The organism is Clostridioides sp. ES-S-0005-03 (assembly GCF_020658455.1).
Classification (GTDB): Bacteria; Bacillota; Clostridia; order Peptostreptococcales; family Peptostreptococcaceae; genus Clostridioides.
The window spans coordinates 133,635-154,703 of sequence record NZ_JACVWI010000003.1 but is presented as its reverse complement, the minus strand read 5'-3'; the positions used below and the strand labels follow the sequence as shown (position 1 = coordinate 154,703).

Here is a 21,069-nt window from a genome sequence, read left to right as displayed (position 1 = left end):
TTATGCTAGTGGTTCTACAGATTCTGTAAAGTTAGGGTCATTTATTATATCTAAGTAATGTTCAAAGTTTTCATCCTTCATAAACTCTATACAATCAGCTGCACGAGTTCTTCCATATTCCCAATAGAAGTCATGGTCTTTACCATATGTTATTTGAACTAATGACCATAAAGACCAGTGTGCATTAACTAAAAACTTACTTGTAAGCAATCTTGCTCTTTGCTCTTCTGTTGGTTCTCCGCCAAAGTATGTTCTTACATAAAGCTCTTCTTTATCTTTTGGAAGAGGATTTTCTACACACACACATGCCATATCGTAAAATCTATCATTTGTTCCACCGTATTCCCAGTCTATTACACGCATAACTTTTCCATCATACATAAAGTTTTCTGCTAGTGTATCATTGTGACAAGGAACTAATTTTTGTGGATTATTTTGATAAGCAACTTCTATTATATCTACTTTTTCTGTTATGCTATCCCATCCATCATATCTCTTATCAAAACCATTTTCTTTAAGTATTTGTATGTACTCTTTCATCTTAGCTATTGGGTTAAATACACTTTTAAACTCCATTCCACTATCATGGTATTTTCTCATAATTTCTGCTGATTTCATGACTACATCTGAATTATTTATAAAATCCTCTGCATGCATTGTATCTGATTTTATAAATTCACAAAGTTGTGAACCTGTTTTTGGGTCATAGTAATATATTTCTGGAGCTATTCCAAGACATGACATTAAAGAAGCATTGTGCTTTTCTGCTGGACGATTTATATATCCTGCTGTTCCTACTCCTGCTACACGCATTGCTATTTGAGTGCCATCTTCAATCTCAAGCTTAAAGTTTTTATTTGTAAGCCCGCCTGGCATTATTTCTATTTTGCTAAGTTCTTGGCTAAATGCTGTTTTTGTTAAATTGATTAACCTAAGGAAATCTTGAATTTCATAAGGTTGTATTACCTCTCCAAATACTGACATATTTTCTCTTATACTTTCATTTTTCATAATAGTTTCTCCTTTGTATGATTTGTTTTTGGTCAAAACTTTTTCTATTAAAAACCATTTTCCTTTGATTAGAATTCTATATCTTTGTGCAACACAAAGGTCAATACTATTTTTGTTTAATTTTTTGTTATAATGGATTTTTTTATATATTTTTGGGATTCTATCTCTATTTGTGGAAATAAAAAAACTTTTAAATAAAGTTATTTAAAAGTTTTTCATCATATTATTAAAATTATGTATACAAAAAATATTTATTATAGTATTGTTTTATTTATTCAATTTATAATTCTCTACTTTATGAACTTTATAAAATTGATAATTCTTTTGTCTATTTTTATTTATCAACCTTTATATTTCCATTTCGACTTTCCAGCTTAACTGTAACATTTTGTGCAACTCTAACACTTCCTTTTAGAATATTATCATTTATAGATAATTTGTCTTTGAATGATGTGGAAATAGCCCCATTAAAAGTATGAATAATACCAAACACCAAGAACTTAGTATCTAAAGCCACATTTTTATAACGAAAGACCCCTTCTTTTATACCCTGTTCTACAATTAGAATTTTATTAAAGCTATTGCACTAAAAAAAGAAACCACATTCTGTTTTTATATAGAATATAGTTTCTTGAACTTTAAATACTTAAAAGCAATATTTTATTTATTTTTTGAATTTTCTAATTTTATAGTAGACAACTTTATTAGTTAACTCTTAAATTTTTATCTTCTCTACAAAATTTTCTTCTTATTAAGAAATATGCAGAGATTACAACAAGCTCTATCGCTAAAAATATACCATAAGTAGCTATAGAATCTATGCTGTCTATACCATTTCTAAAGAAAACTAATGCTATTCCTGCTGCTATAATTCCTATAGCATTTTTACCTATAGCATTCTGACCAAAACCATAAAAAGAAGGGAAGTTTCCTTTTATCTCAACAAATGTCAAAATTAATCCAATTACTATAAACAATACTCCTACAACTTCCATAATCATACTAGCCATTTTACACCCTCCTTATTAGAGAATTAACCACTACTATAAAAATAGCTTGCTTTTATAATTACATTATATATTCAATTGAACATTTTTGGAAGTATTAGTTAAAAATAATTTTATATTCTATTTAAATATATCTTTTATATTAAAATCATCTCAATTTTTATATAAATATTAATCTAACCTTTATAGTTTTATAAATTAAAAAGGTTTAGCATAACCATCTCCTATTATAACTTGACCAATATTTTTAAGATGGATGGTAACAATAGCTCAATAACTCCAGTAATAATCAATGAAAATATTATTGATACCAAAAACGAAGTAGAAATCAAACTTTCTGCTTTTTTATGCTCTTTTGCCCCAATTACTTGCGAAAGTAAAATAGATATACCATTTGTAGCCCCAATAGCTATAGATGTCAGAGTTAAAATAATTGGCGTGGAAGTTGTAAGTACTGCCATAGCAGTCTCTTCCAATAAATTACCAATCCATATACTGTCTACTAGATTGTATGCCATGTTTAAAAACATAGCTACTATTAATGCAAAGACATCTTTGTTAGACATTTCTTTGTGTCCTCTGTGATAAAATCCATTTTTGTACTCATGTGTCCTCTTATTTATGAATGAATTTCATTCATTAATTAATTTTAAAAAATACCTGAGATTTAGACAGGTTTGAGTTAAAAATTTACAAAATTATAAAGTATCATATGTTTTATTTTTTATGCTTTTTTATGTTTTATGTTTTATTTTATGTAATTTTCTTTATATGTTTTTCTCTATGTGTTTTTCTTTTATACTTTCTTATTTTATGCTGGTCACAATATATGAAGTATGATTCACGCTCTTCCACACAATGTTTCTAAAATCTACAGCTAACAATTTACATATTTCTTTTTCTGAGTACATTTTTACATCTCCATCTTTATTGTACTTCATAAAAATATTTATTATATGTCTAAATAAAAATGGTTGCCAACAGTCACAAATTATTAGGGTTCCTTCTGGCTTTAATACCCTACATACCTCTGACAATACCTTATTAGGTTTAGGATAATGATGAAAAGAATCATTACAATATACAACATCAAAAAATTCATTTTCAAATGGCAAATACTCTGAATCTCCTAAAACTAAGGTAGCATTCCCTTTTAGTTTATTTTTTGCTATATTTAGCATATTCTCAGAAATATCAATTCCATAAGCCTTTTTCCTACAATCTTCATTTAAAATAGCTTGTAATACTGCTCCTGTCCCACACCCTAAATCTAAAATAGTATCATATGAAATATCTGAAAGTGTTTTAAGTAAAACTGGATAAAGATTTCTTGCATGTTGTCCTTTTATATCTTGGTCATAGGTATCTGCTTGATTATTAAATGTTTTTCTTGATTTTTCTTTTATATTTGTCATATCTAAACTCCTCCTTTCTTGTATTGTTCACAGTATATCATGGGTAGTTCTTTATGTCAATGAATGATATTCATTCACTTCTAATATTAATATAACTATATTAAGTTCTCTATAGTTATATTAACATTCAATTTATACTATGTGTATTATGATTAAGTTATATTATGCATACGATTCTTAAATTATACTATGTGTATTATGTTTAAGTTCCATCATTCACATTTTTCTTAAATTATGCTATATATATTATTTTTATTTGGTCAATTTGACCTTTTTATATTTTTTCTTTCTCTCTTCTAACTTTTATAAAATAATACTAAAATAAAGTATCATAATAATTACTCATACTTATCATACATTTTGCTGTTTTATCGTGACCTTTTATCCTGTCTCTGTAAATTTCACAATTAATACCTTGCCCTAACTAGCTCCTACCTTTAAAAATTTACTTTTAGAACCTATCAATTTTATTCTTTAATTTTCTCTTTACTTTAAAGATAAATCGGTCACAATACTGTTCGTTTTTTACCAACAGCTCATATGCATCCATAATCCCAATGGATTGTACGAAACCAAAAATACCAACTGCCAATCCCAAAAATACAAGTAAATGATATTCTGCCCATTCAATGTACCCTCTAACTGTTACTGCTATAATAAGAATACCAACCACAAACAAAAATGTACTTGGGATAGCAACTAACTTATATTTTTTCTTGATTGAAATATATTCCTTTGATAATTCTTTCAAAAACTCATAATCAAATAACAGTGGCTCTTTTCTCAAGATTTTATAATCTTCTTGTTCTGCAAACATTCCAAGTATAACAGCACCAATACCTAAAACAACACAAACTGCAATTCCTAAAATACGCCAACTTGTATGAGTTGGAAACATTACATAAGGAATACCTGCTAATACCCAAAACAAAAAACCTAACCCCAAATATTTGCATTCTCTTTTCTCATTGATGAGATAACCCCTTGCCACTTCCTTGCTTACATAATATCCCTTTTCATTTGCTCCTTTTATTGATTTCTCATCTTTTAATAAAAAATCAGTTGATACTTCAAAAATATTAGATAGTAGTAAAAGTTTTTCTGTTTCTGGAAATCCCTGATTGTTTTCCCACTTACTAACCGCCTGTCTTGTTGTTCCAACTTATTCTGCAAGTGCTTCCTGTGATAATCCTTTTTCTTTTCTTAACTTAAATAATTTTTCACCAAAATTCATATATTATTACCTCCTGTGATTTGATATCCAAATATTATCAAACTATACTGTTAAATTCTATATTTTAAGAAATGCACATTGTCAACTTTAAGTTGCACTCATGTAATTTGTTGCTAAAACATGATTTTGTAATAATTTTTGCCTCTCTTTTTGTATTATAGCATCAATGGAAATCTAAATCCTTTCCTTTATATTTTGAAAGTAATATTTATCAAAATATGATTTTATTAAGTGTATAACCATTTGATTGACAATAGGTTTTTTACAAACTATTCTCTAATATACTGTTTTATAGTAATAGAAAAGCACATCTTTTCAGACGTGCTTTCTGCAACACTTTATCTACTTTATCACGATTCTTTATTTTATATATAACACTTTATCTTCTCATTAGCATCTAGAATTTATATTCTAAATACAGCATATCCACACATTGAGATTCCCCTTCAAAAATTGGCTCTGGATAATTATCTATAAAAAAGTTTTTAATCTTATGTGAATAAACAAATCCAAATTTCTCATAAAACGGGATTCCACTTTCAGCTGTACCCACAACCATTGATGAATACTGTTCACTATAAACATCTAAAATATGATTTATCATCTTTGATGCATAACCCCTATTTTGAAAATGCTCATATGTAGCAATATTTTTTAATTCACAGGTTTCTTTAGAAATTTCAATTACAACTGCTATACAAGTAAGTTCATCATTATCATATAGAGCATACATAATGCCTTTATCAAGATACTTATCAATCATTACCTCATATGGGTCAGCCAGCAATAAAAGTTCAATATGACCTTTTTTATTTTCATCTATAGTTTTTATTTCTATCATATATATCCCCCTTCCTTTTAACATATATTTCCTTTACGTATTTAATACACTTCACTATTCTTTACATATTTGATACACTTCACTAAATGATAATACAATTGAAACATTGAATAATTATTACTATCTAATTTCATTGTATTTATTGTTTTTTAGTTTTTACTTTTTAGTTTTTGCTATTTAATTTATAATAGAATACATTTTTAGAAGAATGAAGGTAATTGCAACTTACAGCTTAAAAAAACTTTAACTGTGTGTCTGATTTCTTATAGGCTTCTATAATATCTTTCATCTCTGTCAAAATACCATAACGAGCACATTCTTTTTTTAGCACTTGTTCACATCTCTTTCCATTCAAGCTAGGACACACATAATTTAAGCCATACGTTTTTTGATACTGAAATACTAGTTTTGGTGATATATTTTTTAAATGCTTATAAAAAAATTCTCTCTGACCATTACGCATTGTCATTCCATACATACAATAGATAAACTTTGCATTAGCCTTATGTGCTTTTTCAACAATTGCTCTTATTTCATTCTCATTGTCAGTCAAAAATGGTATCAAAGGTGTCAATAATATACCACAAAATATTCCAGCATCATTGAGCTGTTTTACTGCTTCAAATCGTTCAGAACTTAGACTCACATTAGGCTCGATTTTCTTTGCTAACTCATCATTTGCAGTGGTTATAGTAACTTTGACAATAGTAGAATTGTTTCTTGTTATTTCCTTCAAAATTGGTATATCTCTAACTACCAAACTACTTTTTGTATCAATAGATACTCCAAAATGATTTTCTGAAATTAAATTCAAGGCTTGTTGAGTAATGCAAAGGTCTTTTTCAAAAGGATTGTATGTGTCAGACATAGCTCCAATACCAACAACTCCTTTTTTTCTCTTTGAACGTAGCTCCTTTTTTAGAGTTTCTATCACATTTTCCTTATATCTCACTTGGTCAAAATTTTCTATGTTGTATACTGTGCTACGACTGTCACAATAAATACAACCATGAGGACAACCACGATAGAGATTCATATTATAATCAATCCCAAACCATCTTGAGTTGTCAAATTTAACTTTCTGTAAAATTTGTTTTGCTGGTATGCTTTTAATCATTATCTTATCCCTAATTCCATCATATAATTTTTTGTTATCCATTGGGATATCTTGTAATCAATACAAATCCTACTCTTTTCAAGAAAATACTATTACACTTTGTCCATCTTGTTATAAGTGGCTGTACATAAGGAGTATTTTCAAATAAGTTTTGGCAGGATAAGTCGTAAATATCCAATGAATAAAATTCAGATGACCATTTTCTAATTTGTTTCTTAATTGCTTGTAGTAGGTCATCAATCGTTTTAGTCAAAATCCTAGCTTCATAATATCCATTTTACCACAATGAGATTGCTAATTCAGATTGCTAATTCATGATGACCTTTATATTACTTTGCAATCTCTCTTAGATGAGTGAGATTAATCTCTTTCACTGTCAACATCTAGAATAACCTTTAGAGAATTCACCCATGTTTCTAATGTTTGAGCTAATACCAATTGCTGGTCTAAAATAGCCTTACCTGTTTCTGGTACATTCGATTTTGTATTTATATTTTCCTCTATATACGACTTCAATACTTGTATATTTTCTTCAATACTATTAAGACACAACTTTTGCTTTTCTGGTGTAAGACTGTATAAATTTACTATTACAGCATTGAAATCCAGAAAAATATTTACTGGCTTTGAAGCTGTATCAAACATTAAGTCTAAAAAATGTTTTTCACCCAATTCTGTTAAAGAGTAAATTGCTTTTTCTGGCATTCTCCCCTCTCTTACAATTGTGCTTTGGATATAACCTTTTTCTTCTAGTTGAATTACCTTCTTATAAATTGATGGTGTACTGATTTTAACCCAACGTGATATATTTCTATATTCCACCACTTTTTGAATATCATAAGCACTCTGAGGCTGTTGCTTTACTATACCCAGTACAATTAAATCTATTGTTGCCATAAAAATTCTCCTCTCGTTTTCTCTCTATTGACAAATACTATAATTTATAGTAGCATTTTCTTTATTACTATAATTTATAGTAATATATTTTAGAGCTAATGTCAATAGAAAGGGAGTGTTTAGCATGAAAGAAATCAACAAAAAAATTGAATTATTAGGGTCTGCCCCAATACCAAAAGCCTTGTTATCTATGGGATTACCTACTATGATAGGTATGATGATAACTGCATTGTACAATTTGGTAGATGCATACTTTGTAGGTGGTCTTGGAACAAGTCAAATGGGTGCTATATCTGTTGCATTTCCACTAGGTCAGATTATTGTGGGATTAGGATTATTATTTGGAAATGGAGCTGCTTCCTACATTGCCAGACTCCTAGGTCATGGAGATAAGGAAAAAGCAGGCAAAGTTGCTAGTACAGCTATTTACAGCAGTATAATAGTTGGTATATTATTTATTATTGTCATTATGATTCTTCTCAATCCTGTTTTAAAATTATTAGGAGCTACAAAAAGTATTATGCCTTATGCAATGTCTTATGCTAGTATCTATGTCGTATCATCTATTTTTAATGTATTTAATGTCACTATGACTAATATTGTCACAAGTGAAGGAGCTGCTAAAACAACCATGTGCGCTATGCTATTAGGTGCATTGCTTAATATAGTTTTAGACCCAATATTCATTTATACCTTTGGCATGGGTGTAAAAGGTGCTTCCATTGCAACTGCTCTTTCTCAGATGATTTCAACACTTGTTTATATCAGGTACATTTTTAGCAAGAAAAGTATGTTTAGTTTTAGAATTAAAGAATGTTGTTTTTCAAATGAAATCATGTCAGAAATTTTAAAGATTGGTGTACCTACTTTAATATTCCAGTTATTGACTAGTCTCGCTATTACATTAACTAATATGGAAGCTACAAAATATGGTGACTCTGTGATAGCTGGAATGGGTGCAGTAACACGAATAATGTCTTTGGGAAGTCTTATCGTATTTGGGTTTATAAAAGGCTTCCAACCAATTGCTGGTTATAATTTTGGCTCAAAGAACTATGATAGATTACACCAAGCAATAAAAACATCTATAGCATGGACTACTCTATTTTGTGTAGTACTTGGTCTTGTAATGGTGTTTTTTCCCACAGCTATAATTTCACAATTTACAAGTGGTGATGTGTTATTAATTGAAAATGGTAGTAAGGCTCTTAGAGCAAATGGATTTTCATTTATGTTATTTGGTTTTTATACAGTATATTCTACATTGTTCCTTGCACTAGGAAAAGCAAAGGAAGGTGGGTTACTGGGTATGTGTAGACAAGGTATATGTTTTATTCCTATAATCTTGATTATTCCTATATTTTGGGGATTAAATGGTATTTTATATGCACAACCAATAGCTGATTTTGCTGCTGCAATAATCGCAGGTTTTATGGCAATAAAACTACATAAAGAGCTTCATACTTTAAAAATAAATTCTATTTCTTCTAAATAAATATACTTCAAGATATGTTCTAGTTATACAAATCTAATATATATATTAGTTATACAAATCTACCATCAGAAAAGATATAAAATTATTTCATGCATTTTGTAGGCTCAAAGAATTGTATGATAAATTCATTATCAAACAGCTCTTTCAGCTTACAAGATATGTATATTATAATTCATTAATTTACATGCTTAATATGACTTAATCTACTTACAAATAGGCAATAATATATATTAACATATATTTTCTACACAAATCATACTATTAATATACAATTGAATAATCCTTTTTCACAAACTACTTGTTATTTTATCTATTCACTTGTATTATTGGATTATAATTATTTTAGGAAAGGAATCACTATATGCTTTCACAAAACGATATTGATATACTTACACAAAGTTTATCTTTTTGGGATAAACTCACTGACTCACAAAAAAGCTTATTAATCTCTTCAGCCAATATATCCCACTTTAAAAAAGGAAACTCAATTCATTGTGGTGATAGTGATTGTATTGGTATTTTGATTATAAAGTCTGGAACAATACGTACATACATACTTTCAGATGAAGGGCGTGAGGTGACACTTTTCCGTCTTGATAATGGTGATGTATGTATCTTATCAGCATCATGCATTCTAAACACAATAACTTTTGATGTATATGTGGATGCTGAGACAGATTGCGATATTATACAAATTAGTTCTTCTGTTTTCTCAAAATTGTCTACAGAAAATATTCACGCAGAATTGTTCTCATATAAGCTAGCCACTGAACGTTTTTCTGATGTTATGTGGGCAATGCAACAAATCCTTTTTATGAGTTTTGATAAGCGTTTGGCATCTTTTTTAGTTGATGAAATAACTAAAAACAATAATACTACTATAAATATGACTCATGAGCAAATTGCTAAGTATATGGGAAGTGCTAGAGAAGTTGTGTCTAGAATGTTGAAATATTTTGCTAGAGAAGGTCTTGTGTCTGTATCTCGTGGTGGTGTAAAAGTATTGGATAAAGATAGACTTCGTTCTTTAACATTATAAGGAGATGTTTCAAAATAAGAATTTGAATCATCTCCTTCTTATCTCCTTTTCATCTCTTTCTTCAACTTCTTCTTTAAAATTTCCACTTTTATTCATAATGTAAGCACCCTTTTTTATTCTATCAATTCTTCATTAATTTAATCTTATTTTCCATATAATTGCCTTCCACTTTTATAAATACTGATAAATTTAATTTGAACTTTTATTTGCTAATAAAATACCTTTGTTTTGCTTCTATTAGTAATATGAAATAAGTTTAAATTTTTTTAAAGTTTATTCTTATGATTAGTATAACTTACCTACGACTTTACCTGAAACTTCTCTATCCATTTCATCAAGAATATAAGAATATATATCTTTTATTGTTATGTTAACAATTCAAACACTATATTTCAATCGGAAATATTGCATTTCAAATTGAAATATAATATTTCTATTTGAAATATAATATAAATAAATATAATATTATTTTATCAAACTAAAAAAAAAGATTTTAATAAAATTGTATTAAAGTAATTTGATTAACAGTTAAATTACAATAAATCACATAAAAAAACAAATAAAATATTATTAATCTAAAAAGTTGGCATATTTCGTGCTTTTATAATTTAGTATAAATCTAAAATTAAATAAGGAGAAGAAAATGAATAAAAAACAGTTGATGAAATTCTTACTTGTTGCAGCTATACCAATAATTATATGGAATTTACCTGCACCACAAGGATTAAAAAAAGAAACTTGGGATATTGTTGCTTTATATCTAGGTTTACTAGCAGGTCTTATTATTAAACCATTTAAAGAACCAATCATTACTTTAATCATTGTAGGTGTAGCACTTATGTTTATGGATGAGTCAATACTACTTCATGGATATTCAGATAAGATGACTTGGTTTTTAGTTGTTGTAACTATTGTCTGTACAGCTTTTGTAAAGACAGGATTAGGAAAACGTATGGCATACAACCTTTTGCTAAGAGCAGGAGATTCTACCTTAGGACTTGGATACCTAATGATGATAAGTGATTTAATACTTAGCCCTGCTACAGGTTCAAATTCATCTAGAACAACTATTATCTACCCTATATTTAGAAATATAGCAGAAGGTGCAGGTTCTAAACCTGATGATGAGCCTAAAAAATTAGGTGCATATTTAACAGTATTAACATATGTAGTATCTCAAGGAACAGCAGCATTATTTTTGACAGGTATGGCAACCAATGCGATAACAGTTTCTTTGGCAGCAAGTATGTTAGGTGTTAACTTAACTTGGGGAACTTGGTTTATGGCATCAATCGTACCAGCAGGTTTATTCTTACTAGTAGCACCACTTATAGTATATAAGATATACAAACCAGGTTTAACTCATTTAACAGATATTAAACCACAGATAAGAAAAGATTTGGAATCATTAGGTACTATTACAAAACATGAAAAGATACTAGTTGTATTCTTTATTCTTGCTATTCTTGGATGGATGTTTGGTGAAAAAATACCTTTTATAAACTTAAATATGCAAGTAGTAGGATTTGTATTCTTAGCATTAGTCCTTATAGCAGGTATTTTAGATTGGGATGATGTTATTGGTGCTAAAGGAGCATGGAATATATTTATATGGTATGGTGCATTTTATGGTATTGCTGGCTCATTAGCTGATGCAGGTTTTTACACTTGGTTAGCTGATAAATTAGGTACAGTATTAAATCTATCAGATGTAAATGGATTATTAGTTACAATAGTACTATTGTTAGTGAGTTTGGCAGTTAGATACTTCTTTGTATCAAACAGTGCATTTGTAGCATCTTTTTATCCTGTACTATTTGCAATAGTTTTATCTACTAAAGCAAATCCGATGGTAGTTACATTATTACTAGCATTCTTTGCAAGTTATGGAGCTTTATTGACTCATTATGGAAATGGAGCTGGTCTTATAGCCTTTGCATCAGGATATGTATCTCAAAAAGATTTCTGGAAAGTAGGCACTATCATGGTAATGGTTGCATTAGCAATATTCTTAGTAATAGGCTTACCTTACTGGAAAATAATTGGATTATGGTAAGTACACATTAAATTTATATATTGGAGATGAATAATTATGCTAGATTTACTTATTGTAAATGGACACGTAATAGACCCTAAAAATAATGTAAATGGCAATAAAACAATTGCTATATACAATGGAAAAGTAACTGAATATAAACATGGTGATAAGGCAAAACACACAATAGATGCAAGAGGTAAATTTGTTTTTCCAGGGCTGATTGATGCACATGCTCATATGTTTGCAGATGGAACTGAAATTGGTATATATCCAGATAGCACATATCTTCCAACAGGCGTTACTAGTGCAATTGATTGTTCAGCAGGAGTAGCAAACTACCAACTCTTTAAATCTTCAATTGTGGCTAGAAGTAAAGTAAATATAAAAAGTTTCTTACAAGTTTGTTCAGCGGGATTAGTAACTACTAGCTATCATGAATGTATTGACCCAAAGTATTTCAATCATGAAAAAATAGAACGAATATACAATGAAAATAAAGATAATATATTAGGTCTAAAAATAAGATTAAGTGAAAATTTAGTAGAAGGTCTAGGAATAGAGCCATTAAAGGAGACTATTAAAATAGCTGAAAAAATAGGATGCCCTGTTGAGGTGCATTGTACAAATTTACCAGTTCCTACAGAGGATGTGTTAAATATCTTAAGACCAGGAGATATATTTGAACATGTATATCAAGGTGTTCAAAACACTATCCTCGACTCAAATGGCAATTTATACGAATGTGTAAAGAAAGCAAGAGAAAGAGGAATCATATTTGATACAGGAGAAGGTAGAAAACATGGTGATTTTGAAGTCATGCAAAAAGCAAAAGAACAAGGATTTATAGCTGATATTTGTAGTACAGATTTGGTATTGGAAAGCATGTTTAGAAGACCTATATTCTCTCTACCAAATCTTATGTCTAGATACATATGTATGGGAATAAGTCTATATGATGTTGTAAAAATGACAACACAAAATCCAGCTAAACTTATGAAAATGGAAAATCAGATAGGATGTCTATCAGAAGGTGCAAATGCAGATGTAGCAATATTTGACATTATGGATGTTAAACAAACTTATACAGATTGGAAAGGTAGTAAATTCGAGGCAGATAAATTATTAAAAACAGAAATGACAATTAAAAATGGATTTATAGTATATTGTGCCCCAGATTACATATATGAAAATTAATTAGGAGGAAAAAAATGGGTTGGAAAATATTATTACCACAAGAAATAATGCAAGAGGGAAGAGATTACTTAGAAAGTAGAGGGCATGAACTGATAACTGGTTCAGGCATGGAGACTAAAGATATAATAAATGATATAAAAGGTATTGATGCAATTATAGTTAGGTTATCTAAAATAACAAGAGAGGTATTTGAAGCTGCTGATAACTTAAAAGTAATAGTACGTCATGGAGCAGGATTTGATACTGTAGATTTAGATGCAGCAAAAGAATTTGGTGTTCAAGTATTGTATTGTCCAGTAGCAAATAGTACTTCTGTTGCAGAAGTAACATTAATGTATATGTTATACTGCTCTAGAAATTATACAAAAGTAAGAAAAAGTTTTATAGATGACTATTATAAAGCTAAGCTGAGAACTCCTAAATGTGAGCTTGATGGAAAAACTGTAGGAATTATTGGATGTGGAAACATAGGTTCAAGAGTTGCTAAGATGTGTATGGATGGATTCAATATGAAAGTGGTTGCATATGACCCATATAAACCATCTAAAGACTTCCCACAAGGTGTAGAAGTAACTAGAGATATAAGCAAAATATATAAAGAAAGTGATTTTGTTTCTGTTCACTGTCCAACAACTTCTGTCACTAAACATTTTATAGGAAAAGAACAGTTTAATATGATGAAAGAAACAGCATTTTTTATAAATGCAGCAAGAGGAAGTGTTGTAGATGAACAAGCTTTATATGAAGCATGTAGAGATAATATTATAGCAGGTGCTGGCTTAGATGTATTACAACAAGAGCCAGTAGATTCTAAAAACCCTATATTGTATTTAGATAATGTTGTGGTATCTCCTCATATAGGAGCAGCAACTAAAGAAGCTACTAATAGAGCCTCTTTACACTCTGCAATTGGAGTTAATGAGGTATTTGAAGGTAAAAACCCTACTTGGCCAGTAAAATCAATAGATTGGGACAATGCAACGATATACAATGATTAGTAAACAATAAACACTTATTAGGAGGAACTTAAAATGACAATAGGAAATAGAGTATATTTAAAAAGAGATTTACCAGATAAAGAACTTGTAAAAAGATTTAGTGTATTACCAGCAGCTAATGTAGGAGATTGTATGTATAGGTCAAGTGCATTAAGTTCAGAAATAAAGTTAATGTCTTCACCAAAAAACAAAATGTGTGGAGTTGCGTTAACAGTAAAATCAAGACCAGGAGATAATTTAATGCTTCATCAAGCTCTTAATATAGCTCAAGAAGGCGATGTAATAATACTATCTAATAATGGAGATAGAACACAAGCCATCATGGGAGAAATCATGTACAAATATCTTGCAGATTTCAAAAAAGTATCAGGAATTGTAATAGATGGTCCAATAAGAGATATTGATGTTATATCAAAGTCTAGTTGTCCAATATATGCTACAGGAACTACTCCAGGTGGCCCATATAAAGAAGGTCCTGGTGAAGTGAATGTACCTATATCTATAGGAGGAATTGCTGTTAATCCAGGAGATATAATATTAGGAGACAAAGATGGTGTAATCGTAATCCCTAAAAATGATGCAGTAGACCTTATTGATAAAGCAGAAGCAAATGCTAAACAAGACCATGCTAAAGTGGTAAAGGCTTCTGAAGGAACTGCAAATAGAGAATGGGTAAATGAGACATTAGAAAAAAAAGGTGTACAAATTATAGATGATGTTTACAGAGTTTAGTAATAAATGACTTCTACTCTATGTATATAAAATATTTATATATAAAAATTTTAAAATAACAGGTGCTGTTACATAACGATTCTAAATTGTTATGTAACAGCCTCTTTTATTTTATTCAATAAATATTTAATCTGAAAGTTGATACTTTTTAAGTTTACGCCAAAGAGTAGTAGTACTGATACCCAACTGACTTGCAGTAACAGATTTTACTCCATTATTTTTCTCTAACGTCTCAAGAATTAATTTTTTTTCATAATCTACGATTTTATTCTCTTCCAAAATAGGAGAATAATCTATTGTAGTAGTTAAACTTATATCCTTTCGAAAATGTGGCTCAGAAGTTAAAATTTCAGAAACTAAGTACTCATCTATAAAATTATCATCACACATAACTACTAGTCTTTCTACTATATTTTTTAATTGTCTTATATTACCAGGAAAGTCATATCTACTTAAAATTTTAAGTGCAGAATCAGATATTGACACTGGTTTGTTATAATGAGATATAATAGCATATGTAAGTTGTTCGATATCTTCTTTTCGCTCTCTAAGAGGAGGTAAATCTAACTTCAACACACAAAGTCTGTAAAATAAATCTTCTCTAAAATTATTATTATCAATCTGCTCCACTAAATCTTTATTAGTAGCTGTTATAACTCTTACATTAATAGGTACAACTTTAGTATCCCCTATTCTAGTGACTTCCCTCTCCTGTAATACTCGAAGTAGTTTGACTTGAACATCTTTAGAAATTTCTCCAATTTCATCTAAAAATATAGTCCCATTATGTGCCAATTCAAAGACACCTGCTTTCCCTTCATTTCTAGCACCTGTAAAAGCTCCCTTTACATATCCGAATAATTCACTTTCAAGTATATTTTCAGGTATAGCTGCACAGTTTATAGCCACAAAAGGTCCATTAAATCTATTGCTATAGTTATGAATACTTTGAGCAAATATTTCTTTTCCAGTACCAGATTCACCAGTAATTATGATTGTAGAATTAGATTTAGCAAATTTCTTAGCCATGTTTACCGAGTGCATTAATGCATCACTTGAACCCAATATATCGTTAAAATTGTTCTTTGCACAATGAGATTTTGAAATTAAACTCTCTCTTATTTCTTTTTCTGTTGATTGAATATTTTCGATATCTTGTATGGTTGCAACACATCCAAAATGCAAACTATCAATTATAATCGGGAAACAATCAAATGTAAGGGAAGAACCTTTAAAATTAATTATATTGTTACATATAGAGTGCCCATTTTTTAGTGAATCTGAAATATCACCAGAAGTTAAATAATCTTTTATAAATTTATCAACTTGGTTAAATAGTAACCTTTTTGCTTGATTATTTATAAAAAGTGGTGAGTGATTTTTATCAATGGCAATTATACCACTATGTGTACATTCTAGAATTTCTTCTGTAATAGAGTTATTTATTCTCTTTTCAATTCCTATGTTATATAGATGAATTGCTTCATTGATAGACGCATGAATAGAAGACTTTTCAACTTCAGTCTCTATACAGAGTTTATTGTATTTAGAGGTGATTTCTTTTGTTGTTTTACCACCTATGAAAATCTCAGTGCCATTATCAATTAATTCTTTTATTGTATCTTCAAATTCAGAAAGAGAATTTAACTTAGGTATTTCTAAATCAAAATTGGAGATTTCTTTAAATCGTTTAGCAGTTTTATATGATGATTCTAAACCTATAAATCCTATTTTTGAAGAATACTTAAGTGCTTTTTTATATGAATAAAATATGTCTTCGTATTTGTATCCAACATCCACTATAGGAATTGAGACATGTTTACGCAATAAATCAACATTTTGTCCACGAGTAATTATTACTTTAGTGCCTAAGTTAATTATGTTATCTGCTAGTTCTATAGTTTCTTTACCTGTAGCAATGTATGATGGAATTTTTATATGTAATTCTTCAAGTACTTCATATACAGTATCTGAAAATAACTTAGAGGGAGCAATGACTACTATCTCATTTTTCATATCATAAAACCTCCTTTTGTTAGTCTATTTTTTATATTATTTTTTCACACAAAATAATGTCTTCAGAGTGACACTCCATTTTCTACTCACAGGATTTTAAAAATATTCACCTCAGAATTACTTTATTATCTACTTTTGCAGTAATTTTCTCAATTGAAATTGTTTTTCTTTCAAAATCTACATTCTCCCATGAAGGACCTAATATTTTGGATGTTCTCATACCCAGACTAATATTTAAGTTTATGTGAAGTTCTAATTCAGTATCTTTACATACTTCTAATAGTTTTATTATTTACTCTTCATTATAATTTTTATTTTGAATTTGTTTTGATTTAACTAAATCTACTCCTTTAGTTGAATTCTTATCATTTTTAAATCAAAAGCACTTTTAAATACAAGTTTCATTATATTAATGTAAATTTTTAATGACTTAGAACTTAGTATATCTGATAAATTATTCACATAACGATATATATGTATTGTATCAATATCTTATACTCTCATTTTACCATGATAAAAGGTGATGTCTCAAAATAAAAATTTGAATCTTCTTCTTTTTTTATATAAAAACAGAAAAGGAGTTCCTAAGAACCCCTAATCTATATGATAATTGCTCTGTTAAAAAACAAAACTCACATTATAATTATATCGACTATGAATATTATAATTAATCGACAGTACCATTAGACATTGAAACAATTCTCCTCTAAGATGATTCAATAAGATTACTTAGCCTAATTATATATATCCATAAATATAAAATACTATTAGTCACAAACAATAACATACAAACAATAAGTAAAAATAAATATATTATATATACATATTATAAACCTCAAAAAATTCTTCAGTCGTAACTGTATCTAACCATTTTTTAGAAGGATATAAAAACTTATACTGATTATCTTTAATAAGACTATCCTCTATAGTATCATAGATGCAAGATAGTAATGATGCAGACTTCACAAAAGAATTACAAAACTCCTTAGATACAAGAGATTTTAATACCTCTAACATAGTCTTTTCGTCTAATGATTTACTTGCAGTAATATAAGATGGCAATGCTATAGCCCCGTCATCAGGATATGACATAAATAAATCTTTATTATTAGCACGCTTTGCATATATACTAGGAGTTATAGCTAATCTATCCGAACCATTTTTTACATCATTAAATGATTGTATTGGCATATCTAGTATAGTTGAATTGGACAAAAATCTCTCTACATACTCTTTTCCATACCTACTCCAAATGGCTTTAACAACAGATTTCGCACCAGAGTTATTTATACCACCAATGACAGTTTTTGTATCAGTGTCAATTACGTTTTTTATAGAATCTATCAAACCCTTGTAATTCTGGTTATAAGAAAATACTAATGGTATAACTAAAAATGGAAGTAATCTTTCATCAAAATATATAGATGATGATTTAATCTCACTCTTAATATTGAAATAATTCGATAATGGATATAAGTTACTTGAAAACTTTGAATAGATATTCTTGTCTTCATACACTTCTAAATCTGTAGAAACTATAATATCTGGAATTAAAGCGTCTGTTTTTTTTAAATATTCATTAAGTTTGTAAGGATAACCTATACCAAAATAAGTTACCTCTAAATTAATATCCTTCTCTTTTAAAGACATAATTAAATTATCTAAATAGTTTTTCTCATATTTATGAAGTATACAAATATTGCTCCAATACAACCTAACATTTTTCATGAAGAGTCTCTCCTTTTCTTAATTTATATTGACATTCTAGTTGAAATTCATATATATCTTTAAGTTTGCCTAAGATTTCTTTTTCTTCGTTAGTCTTATTGATTACTTTGAAGATTGAACCATTTTTCATTATTATACGCTTCTCTGCTATAAGTGCTGTATGAGGGTCATGAGTAACTATAAAAATCAGTTTATCACTTTTCAATAAGATGTCTAAAGCAACATTTTTATTTATTCCAGCATTCTCTATTTCATCTATCAAAACAATAGGATTATTTGAAATGAAAGCAACATCTGCAATCATTAAGGCACGTGTCTGTCCCCCACTCAATGATGTAAGGTCTTGAGATAGGGAAATAGGTTCTGCTGTTATGGAATTTGCTACATCTAGTACTTCTTTTATTGAGACAGAAGTATTGTTTTTACATTCTTTATGTATAACTAAAAATTCCTCGACTGTAGAATCAAGAACAAACCTCATATTTTGGCTAAGATGAGAAATGAGATTTGTAGAAAATTTATTTCTTTCCTCAATAGCAACTTCCATATTATCAATGACTACTTTTCGATTAGTCAAAGAATCTTTATTGACAAACTGCTCTATATCTTTGATTAACCTGCTTTTACCAGAACCAGTATTACCTACAATGGAATAAATATGACCTCTATAAAAAGTTAGAGATTCAAAGTTCTCTGTATTACCAAGTTTGTTTTTTCCAGGATATATGGTTATACTTTTCATTAAAATTCACCTCTAAAATTCATTTTAGAAACTATGCCTTGTTGGAATTCATCACCAATTCTACATTCTCCAATACAATAAGAACACACCCCACTTGGCATTGTATGTCTCAATAAATGTTCGTCATTGTTTAGAATATTAGCATTGTTTATATAGTTTGAAATTAGCTCTACACCAAAACCAACTAATCCATCTATAAAGAATATATTAGAATTAGGATTTATTTTTTTTATATTGAATGATATTATCTCTCTTTCTGCTTGTGATACCATGTCTATTTTACTTAGAACTATGGCATCACTTTCACTTAACATAGGACCTAGTTTTTGAGGAGTCTTAAAGCTAGATGTACAATCACATACACATATGTGTAGTGTTTTATTTGTTGCAGGTGAACACCTATTGCAAAGCCCAGCAGTTTCTATTAGTAAAATATCGCTACTTTTATTTTTAGCCCAAAGCATAAGTTCGTTTATGTTTGATATAAGAAAATGGTCTGGACATATGTCTTTACTAAGTCCAACAATATAAGGTATATTCAATTTTTTATATATTAAATCATCATCAGTAGCTAGACAATCTATCTTACATATTGAAGGGTTAAGCCCATTAGACTTAAGATATGGAATTAAATGTTTTATTAAAGCGGTCTTCCCTACAGAGGATGACCCAGAAATTAATATAGTTTTCATGGCTTATGTAAAGTCTCCTTTCATATTTTGTTAAGAGATATGATAGCATTAAAAACTACTAAAAATTGTATCAGATGAGACAATTAATAAATAAACTTGATTGAAAATAATTATCAATATTATTGAATTTTGGTAAATACTGTGATATTATTGCAATCAAAGTGAATATTTATCAGAAAAGGTGATGACTTTGAATGAGAAAGAAGTACTAATAAATAGTAAGTTATTTTCTGAAAGATACATTGTAGAAGATAAGATAAAAGCAAAGAGTTATAAAAAAGGTCAATTTATAAGTGATTTTTTTGATAAAGAATATTATGTAGGTGTAGTTAAAGCAGGACAAGTATCCATCTATTGTATATCGAGTGATGGAACTGAAGTTAACATGTCTATTCTAAAGGAAGGAGATGTTTTTGGAATTTCTAATATATTTGATGAAGAATCCTTAGATACTGTACTAAAATGCAAAAGTGATGTTTATGTAGTTTTTTATCCAAAAAAATGCTTTATAGATATGATGAAGTTGGACATTTCTGTAGCTTTAGAGTATTCAAGATATTGTAATAGAAAAATACAATTTTTACTGAGAAAGATAGAGTTTTTAAATATACAGTCTAGTAAAAAGAAAGTTATTGAATATTTACTAGAAAAAACTAGCAAAAATGACACTATCCTATTAGAATGTTCTAAGGAGGAGTTAAGTAAAAGGATTAGTGTAAGTCGAGCATCTTTATATAGGGAATTACAATCATTACAAAATGAAAATTGTTTAGAGTTTGGTAAAAAGTGTATAAAAATATTGAATAAAGAAAAGTTAACACAAATTCTATATGAAATATAAACTTAAATAACAGATTCTATATAAAATTAAAT

21 protein-coding genes are annotated in these 21,069 nt (G+C 28.8%); 7 read left to right on the top strand and 14 right to left on the bottom strand.

Annotation, left to right across the window (positions count from 1 at the left end):
• The 10 genes from IC218_RS13435 to IC218_RS13390 all read right to left on the bottom strand — a co-directional run bounded on the left by IC218_RS13435 (position 1) and on the right by IC218_RS13390 (position 7,522).
• Positions 1-1,011 (bottom strand): choline/ethanolamine kinase family protein, encoded by a 1,011-nt coding sequence (locus IC218_RS13435; RefSeq protein WP_227824671.1) that lies wholly within the window; start codon positions 1,009-1,011, stop codon positions 1-3.
• Between the two features lie 334 nt (positions 1,012-1,345).
• Positions 1,346-1,528, bottom strand: coding sequence for a hypothetical protein (locus IC218_RS13430; protein ID WP_227824670.1), 183 nt, complete (start codon positions 1,526-1,528; stop codon positions 1,346-1,348).
• Positions 1,529-1,715: 187 nt separating this feature from the next.
• Complete coding sequence (locus IC218_RS13425) at positions 1,716-2,021, bottom strand: hypothetical protein (RefSeq protein ID WP_227433518.1); 306 nt, start codon at positions 2,019-2,021, stop codon at positions 1,716-1,718.
• A gap of 224 nt (positions 2,022-2,245) precedes the next feature.
• Positions 2,246-2,584 (bottom strand): MATE family efflux transporter, encoded by a 339-nt coding sequence (locus IC218_RS13420; RefSeq protein ID WP_413927329.1) that lies wholly within the window; start codon positions 2,582-2,584, stop codon positions 2,246-2,248.
• A 240-nt stretch (positions 2,585-2,824) separates the two neighbouring features.
• A complete protein-coding gene (locus tag IC218_RS13415; protein ID WP_227824669.1) occupies positions 2,825-3,433 on the bottom strand; it encodes a class I SAM-dependent methyltransferase in 609 nt (202 codons plus the stop codon).
• Positions 3,434-3,884: 451 nt separating this feature from the next.
• The gene (locus IC218_RS13410) at positions 3,885-4,364 is read right to left on the bottom strand and encodes an XRE family transcriptional regulator (protein ID WP_227824668.1); all 480 of its coding nucleotides are present in this window, start codon (positions 4,362-4,364) and stop codon (positions 3,885-3,887) included.
• Between the two features lie 700 nt (positions 4,365-5,064).
• Positions 5,065-5,508, bottom strand: coding sequence for a GNAT family N-acetyltransferase (locus IC218_RS13405; RefSeq protein ID WP_227824667.1), 444 nt, complete (start codon positions 5,506-5,508; stop codon positions 5,065-5,067).
• Between the two features lie 232 nt (positions 5,509-5,740).
• Entirely contained in the window at positions 5,741-6,667 is a 927-nt protein-coding gene (locus IC218_RS13400) for an SPL family radical SAM protein (RefSeq protein ID WP_413927328.1), read from the bottom strand.
• Entirely contained in the window at positions 6,660-6,878 is a 219-nt protein-coding gene (locus tag IC218_RS13395; protein ID WP_227824666.1) for a DNA alkylation repair protein, read from the bottom strand. Before IC218_RS13395 ends, IC218_RS13400 begins: the two co-directional genes overlap by 8 nt.
• Before the next feature lie 107 nt (positions 6,879-6,985).
• Complete coding sequence (locus tag IC218_RS13390; protein WP_227824665.1) at positions 6,986-7,522, bottom strand: PadR family transcriptional regulator; 537 nt, start codon at positions 7,520-7,522, stop codon at positions 6,986-6,988.
• A gap of 124 nt (positions 7,523-7,646) precedes the next feature.
• On the opposite strand from IC218_RS13390, the gene IC218_RS13385 reads away from it, so the two are divergent.
• From IC218_RS13385 to IC218_RS13360, 6 genes are all read left to right on the top strand, one after another.
• The gene (locus IC218_RS13385; RefSeq protein ID WP_227824664.1) at positions 7,647-9,017 is read left to right on the top strand and encodes an MATE family efflux transporter; all 1,371 of its coding nucleotides are present in this window, start codon (positions 7,647-7,649) and stop codon (positions 9,015-9,017) included.
• Positions 9,018-9,378: 361 nt separating this feature from the next.
• A complete protein-coding gene (locus tag IC218_RS13380) occupies positions 9,379-10,056 on the top strand; it encodes a Crp/Fnr family transcriptional regulator (protein WP_227824663.1) in 678 nt (225 codons plus the stop codon).
• A 643-nt stretch (positions 10,057-10,699) separates the two neighbouring features.
• On the top strand, positions 10,700-12,112 hold the full coding sequence (locus IC218_RS13375) for a DASS family sodium-coupled anion symporter (protein WP_227433526.1): 1,413 nt from the start codon (positions 10,700-10,702) through the stop codon (positions 12,110-12,112).
• 36 nt (positions 12,113-12,148) lie between these two features.
• On the top strand, positions 12,149-13,288 hold the full coding sequence (locus IC218_RS13370; protein ID WP_227433527.1) for an amidohydrolase family protein: 1,140 nt from the start codon (positions 12,149-12,151) through the stop codon (positions 13,286-13,288).
• A gap of 14 nt (positions 13,289-13,302) precedes the next feature.
• Positions 13,303-14,286, top strand: coding sequence for a hydroxyacid dehydrogenase (locus IC218_RS13365; RefSeq protein WP_227824662.1), 984 nt, complete (start codon positions 13,303-13,305; stop codon positions 14,284-14,286).
• Positions 14,287-14,319: 33 nt separating this feature from the next.
• A complete protein-coding gene (locus IC218_RS13360; RefSeq protein ID WP_227433529.1) occupies positions 14,320-15,018 on the top strand; it encodes an RraA family protein in 699 nt (232 codons plus the stop codon).
• Positions 15,019-15,144: 126 nt separating this feature from the next.
• Here the strand turns inward: IC218_RS13360 and IC218_RS13355 are convergent, their stop codons facing one another.
• The 4 genes from IC218_RS13355 to IC218_RS13340 all read right to left on the bottom strand — a co-directional run bounded on the left by IC218_RS13355 (position 15,145) and on the right by IC218_RS13340 (position 20,196).
• Positions 15,145-17,034, bottom strand: a complete 1,890-nt coding sequence (locus tag IC218_RS13355) for a sigma 54-interacting transcriptional regulator (RefSeq protein WP_227824661.1) — start codon at positions 17,032-17,034, stop codon at positions 15,145-15,147.
• Positions 17,035-17,847: 813 nt separating this feature from the next.
• Entirely contained in the window at positions 17,848-18,762 is a 915-nt protein-coding gene (locus IC218_RS13350) for a hypothetical protein (RefSeq protein ID WP_227824660.1), read from the bottom strand.
• On the bottom strand, positions 18,749-19,504 hold the full coding sequence (locus tag IC218_RS13345) for an ATP-binding cassette domain-containing protein (protein WP_227824659.1): 756 nt from the start codon (positions 19,502-19,504) through the stop codon (positions 18,749-18,751). Before IC218_RS13345 ends, IC218_RS13350 begins: the two co-directional genes overlap by 14 nt.
• Positions 19,504-20,196 (bottom strand): GTP-binding protein, encoded by a 693-nt coding sequence (locus tag IC218_RS13340; protein ID WP_227483057.1) that lies wholly within the window; start codon positions 20,194-20,196, stop codon positions 19,504-19,506. Before IC218_RS13340 ends, IC218_RS13345 begins: the two co-directional genes overlap by 1 nt.
• A 190-nt stretch (positions 20,197-20,386) precedes the next feature.
• On the opposite strand from IC218_RS13340, the gene IC218_RS13335 reads away from it, so the two are divergent.
• Positions 20,387-21,037: a Crp/Fnr family transcriptional regulator gene (locus tag IC218_RS13335; RefSeq protein ID WP_227433534.1), complete on the top strand. Its 651-nt coding sequence runs from the start codon at positions 20,387-20,389 to the stop codon at positions 21,035-21,037.
• Positions 21,038-21,069: the final 32 nt, after the last annotated feature.

What these genes read in the sequence shown, in the direction of transcription:
- IC218_RS13435 (WP_227824671.1), bottom strand. Translation starts at nt 1,011, where the DNA reads ATGAAAAATGAAAGTATAAGAGAAAATATGTCAGTATTTGGAGAGGTA.
- IC218_RS13425 (WP_227433518.1), bottom strand. Translation starts at nt 2,021, where the DNA reads ATGGCTAGTATGATTATGGAAGTTGTAGGAGTATTGTTTATAGTAATT.
- IC218_RS13420 (WP_413927329.1), bottom strand. Translation starts at nt 2,584, where the DNA reads ATGTCTAACAAAGATGTCTTTGCATTAATAGTAGCTATGTTTTTAAAC.
- IC218_RS13415 (WP_227824669.1), bottom strand. Translation starts at nt 3,433, where the DNA reads ATGACAAATATAAAAGAAAAATCAAGAAAAACATTTAATAATCAAGCA.
- IC218_RS13405 (WP_227824667.1), bottom strand. Translation starts at nt 5,508, where the DNA reads ATGATAGAAATAAAAACTATAGATGAAAATAAAAAAGGTCATATTGAA.
- IC218_RS13400 (WP_413927328.1), bottom strand. Translation starts at nt 6,667, where the DNA reads ATGGATAACAAAAAATTATATGATGGAATTAGGGATAAGATAATGATT.
- IC218_RS13390 (WP_227824665.1), bottom strand. Translation starts at nt 7,522, where the DNA reads ATGGCAACAATAGATTTAATTGTACTGGGTATAGTAAAGCAACAGCCT.
- IC218_RS13385 (WP_227824664.1), top strand. Translation starts at nt 7,647, where the DNA reads ATGAAAGAAATCAACAAAAAAATTGAATTATTAGGGTCTGCCCCAATA.
- IC218_RS13380 (WP_227824663.1), top strand. Translation starts at nt 9,379, where the DNA reads ATGCTTTCACAAAACGATATTGATATACTTACACAAAGTTTATCTTTT.
- IC218_RS13375 (WP_227433526.1), top strand. Translation starts at nt 10,700, where the DNA reads ATGAATAAAAAACAGTTGATGAAATTCTTACTTGTTGCAGCTATACCA.
- IC218_RS13370 (WP_227433527.1), top strand. Translation starts at nt 12,149, where the DNA reads ATGCTAGATTTACTTATTGTAAATGGACACGTAATAGACCCTAAAAAT.
- IC218_RS13365 (WP_227824662.1), top strand. Translation starts at nt 13,303, where the DNA reads ATGGGTTGGAAAATATTATTACCACAAGAAATAATGCAAGAGGGAAGA.
- IC218_RS13360 (WP_227433529.1), top strand. Translation starts at nt 14,320, where the DNA reads ATGACAATAGGAAATAGAGTATATTTAAAAAGAGATTTACCAGATAAA.
- IC218_RS13355 (WP_227824661.1), bottom strand. Translation starts at nt 17,034, where the DNA reads ATGAAAAATGAGATAGTAGTCATTGCTCCCTCTAAGTTATTTTCAGAT.
- IC218_RS13350 (WP_227824660.1), bottom strand. Translation starts at nt 18,762, where the DNA reads ATGAAAAATGTTAGGTTGTATTGGAGCAATATTTGTATACTTCATAAA.
- IC218_RS13345 (WP_227824659.1), bottom strand. Translation starts at nt 19,504, where the DNA reads ATGAAAAGTATAACCATATATCCTGGAAAAAACAAACTTGGTAATACA.
- IC218_RS13340 (WP_227483057.1), bottom strand. Translation starts at nt 20,196, where the DNA reads ATGAAAACTATATTAATTTCTGGGTCATCCTCTGTAGGGAAGACCGCT.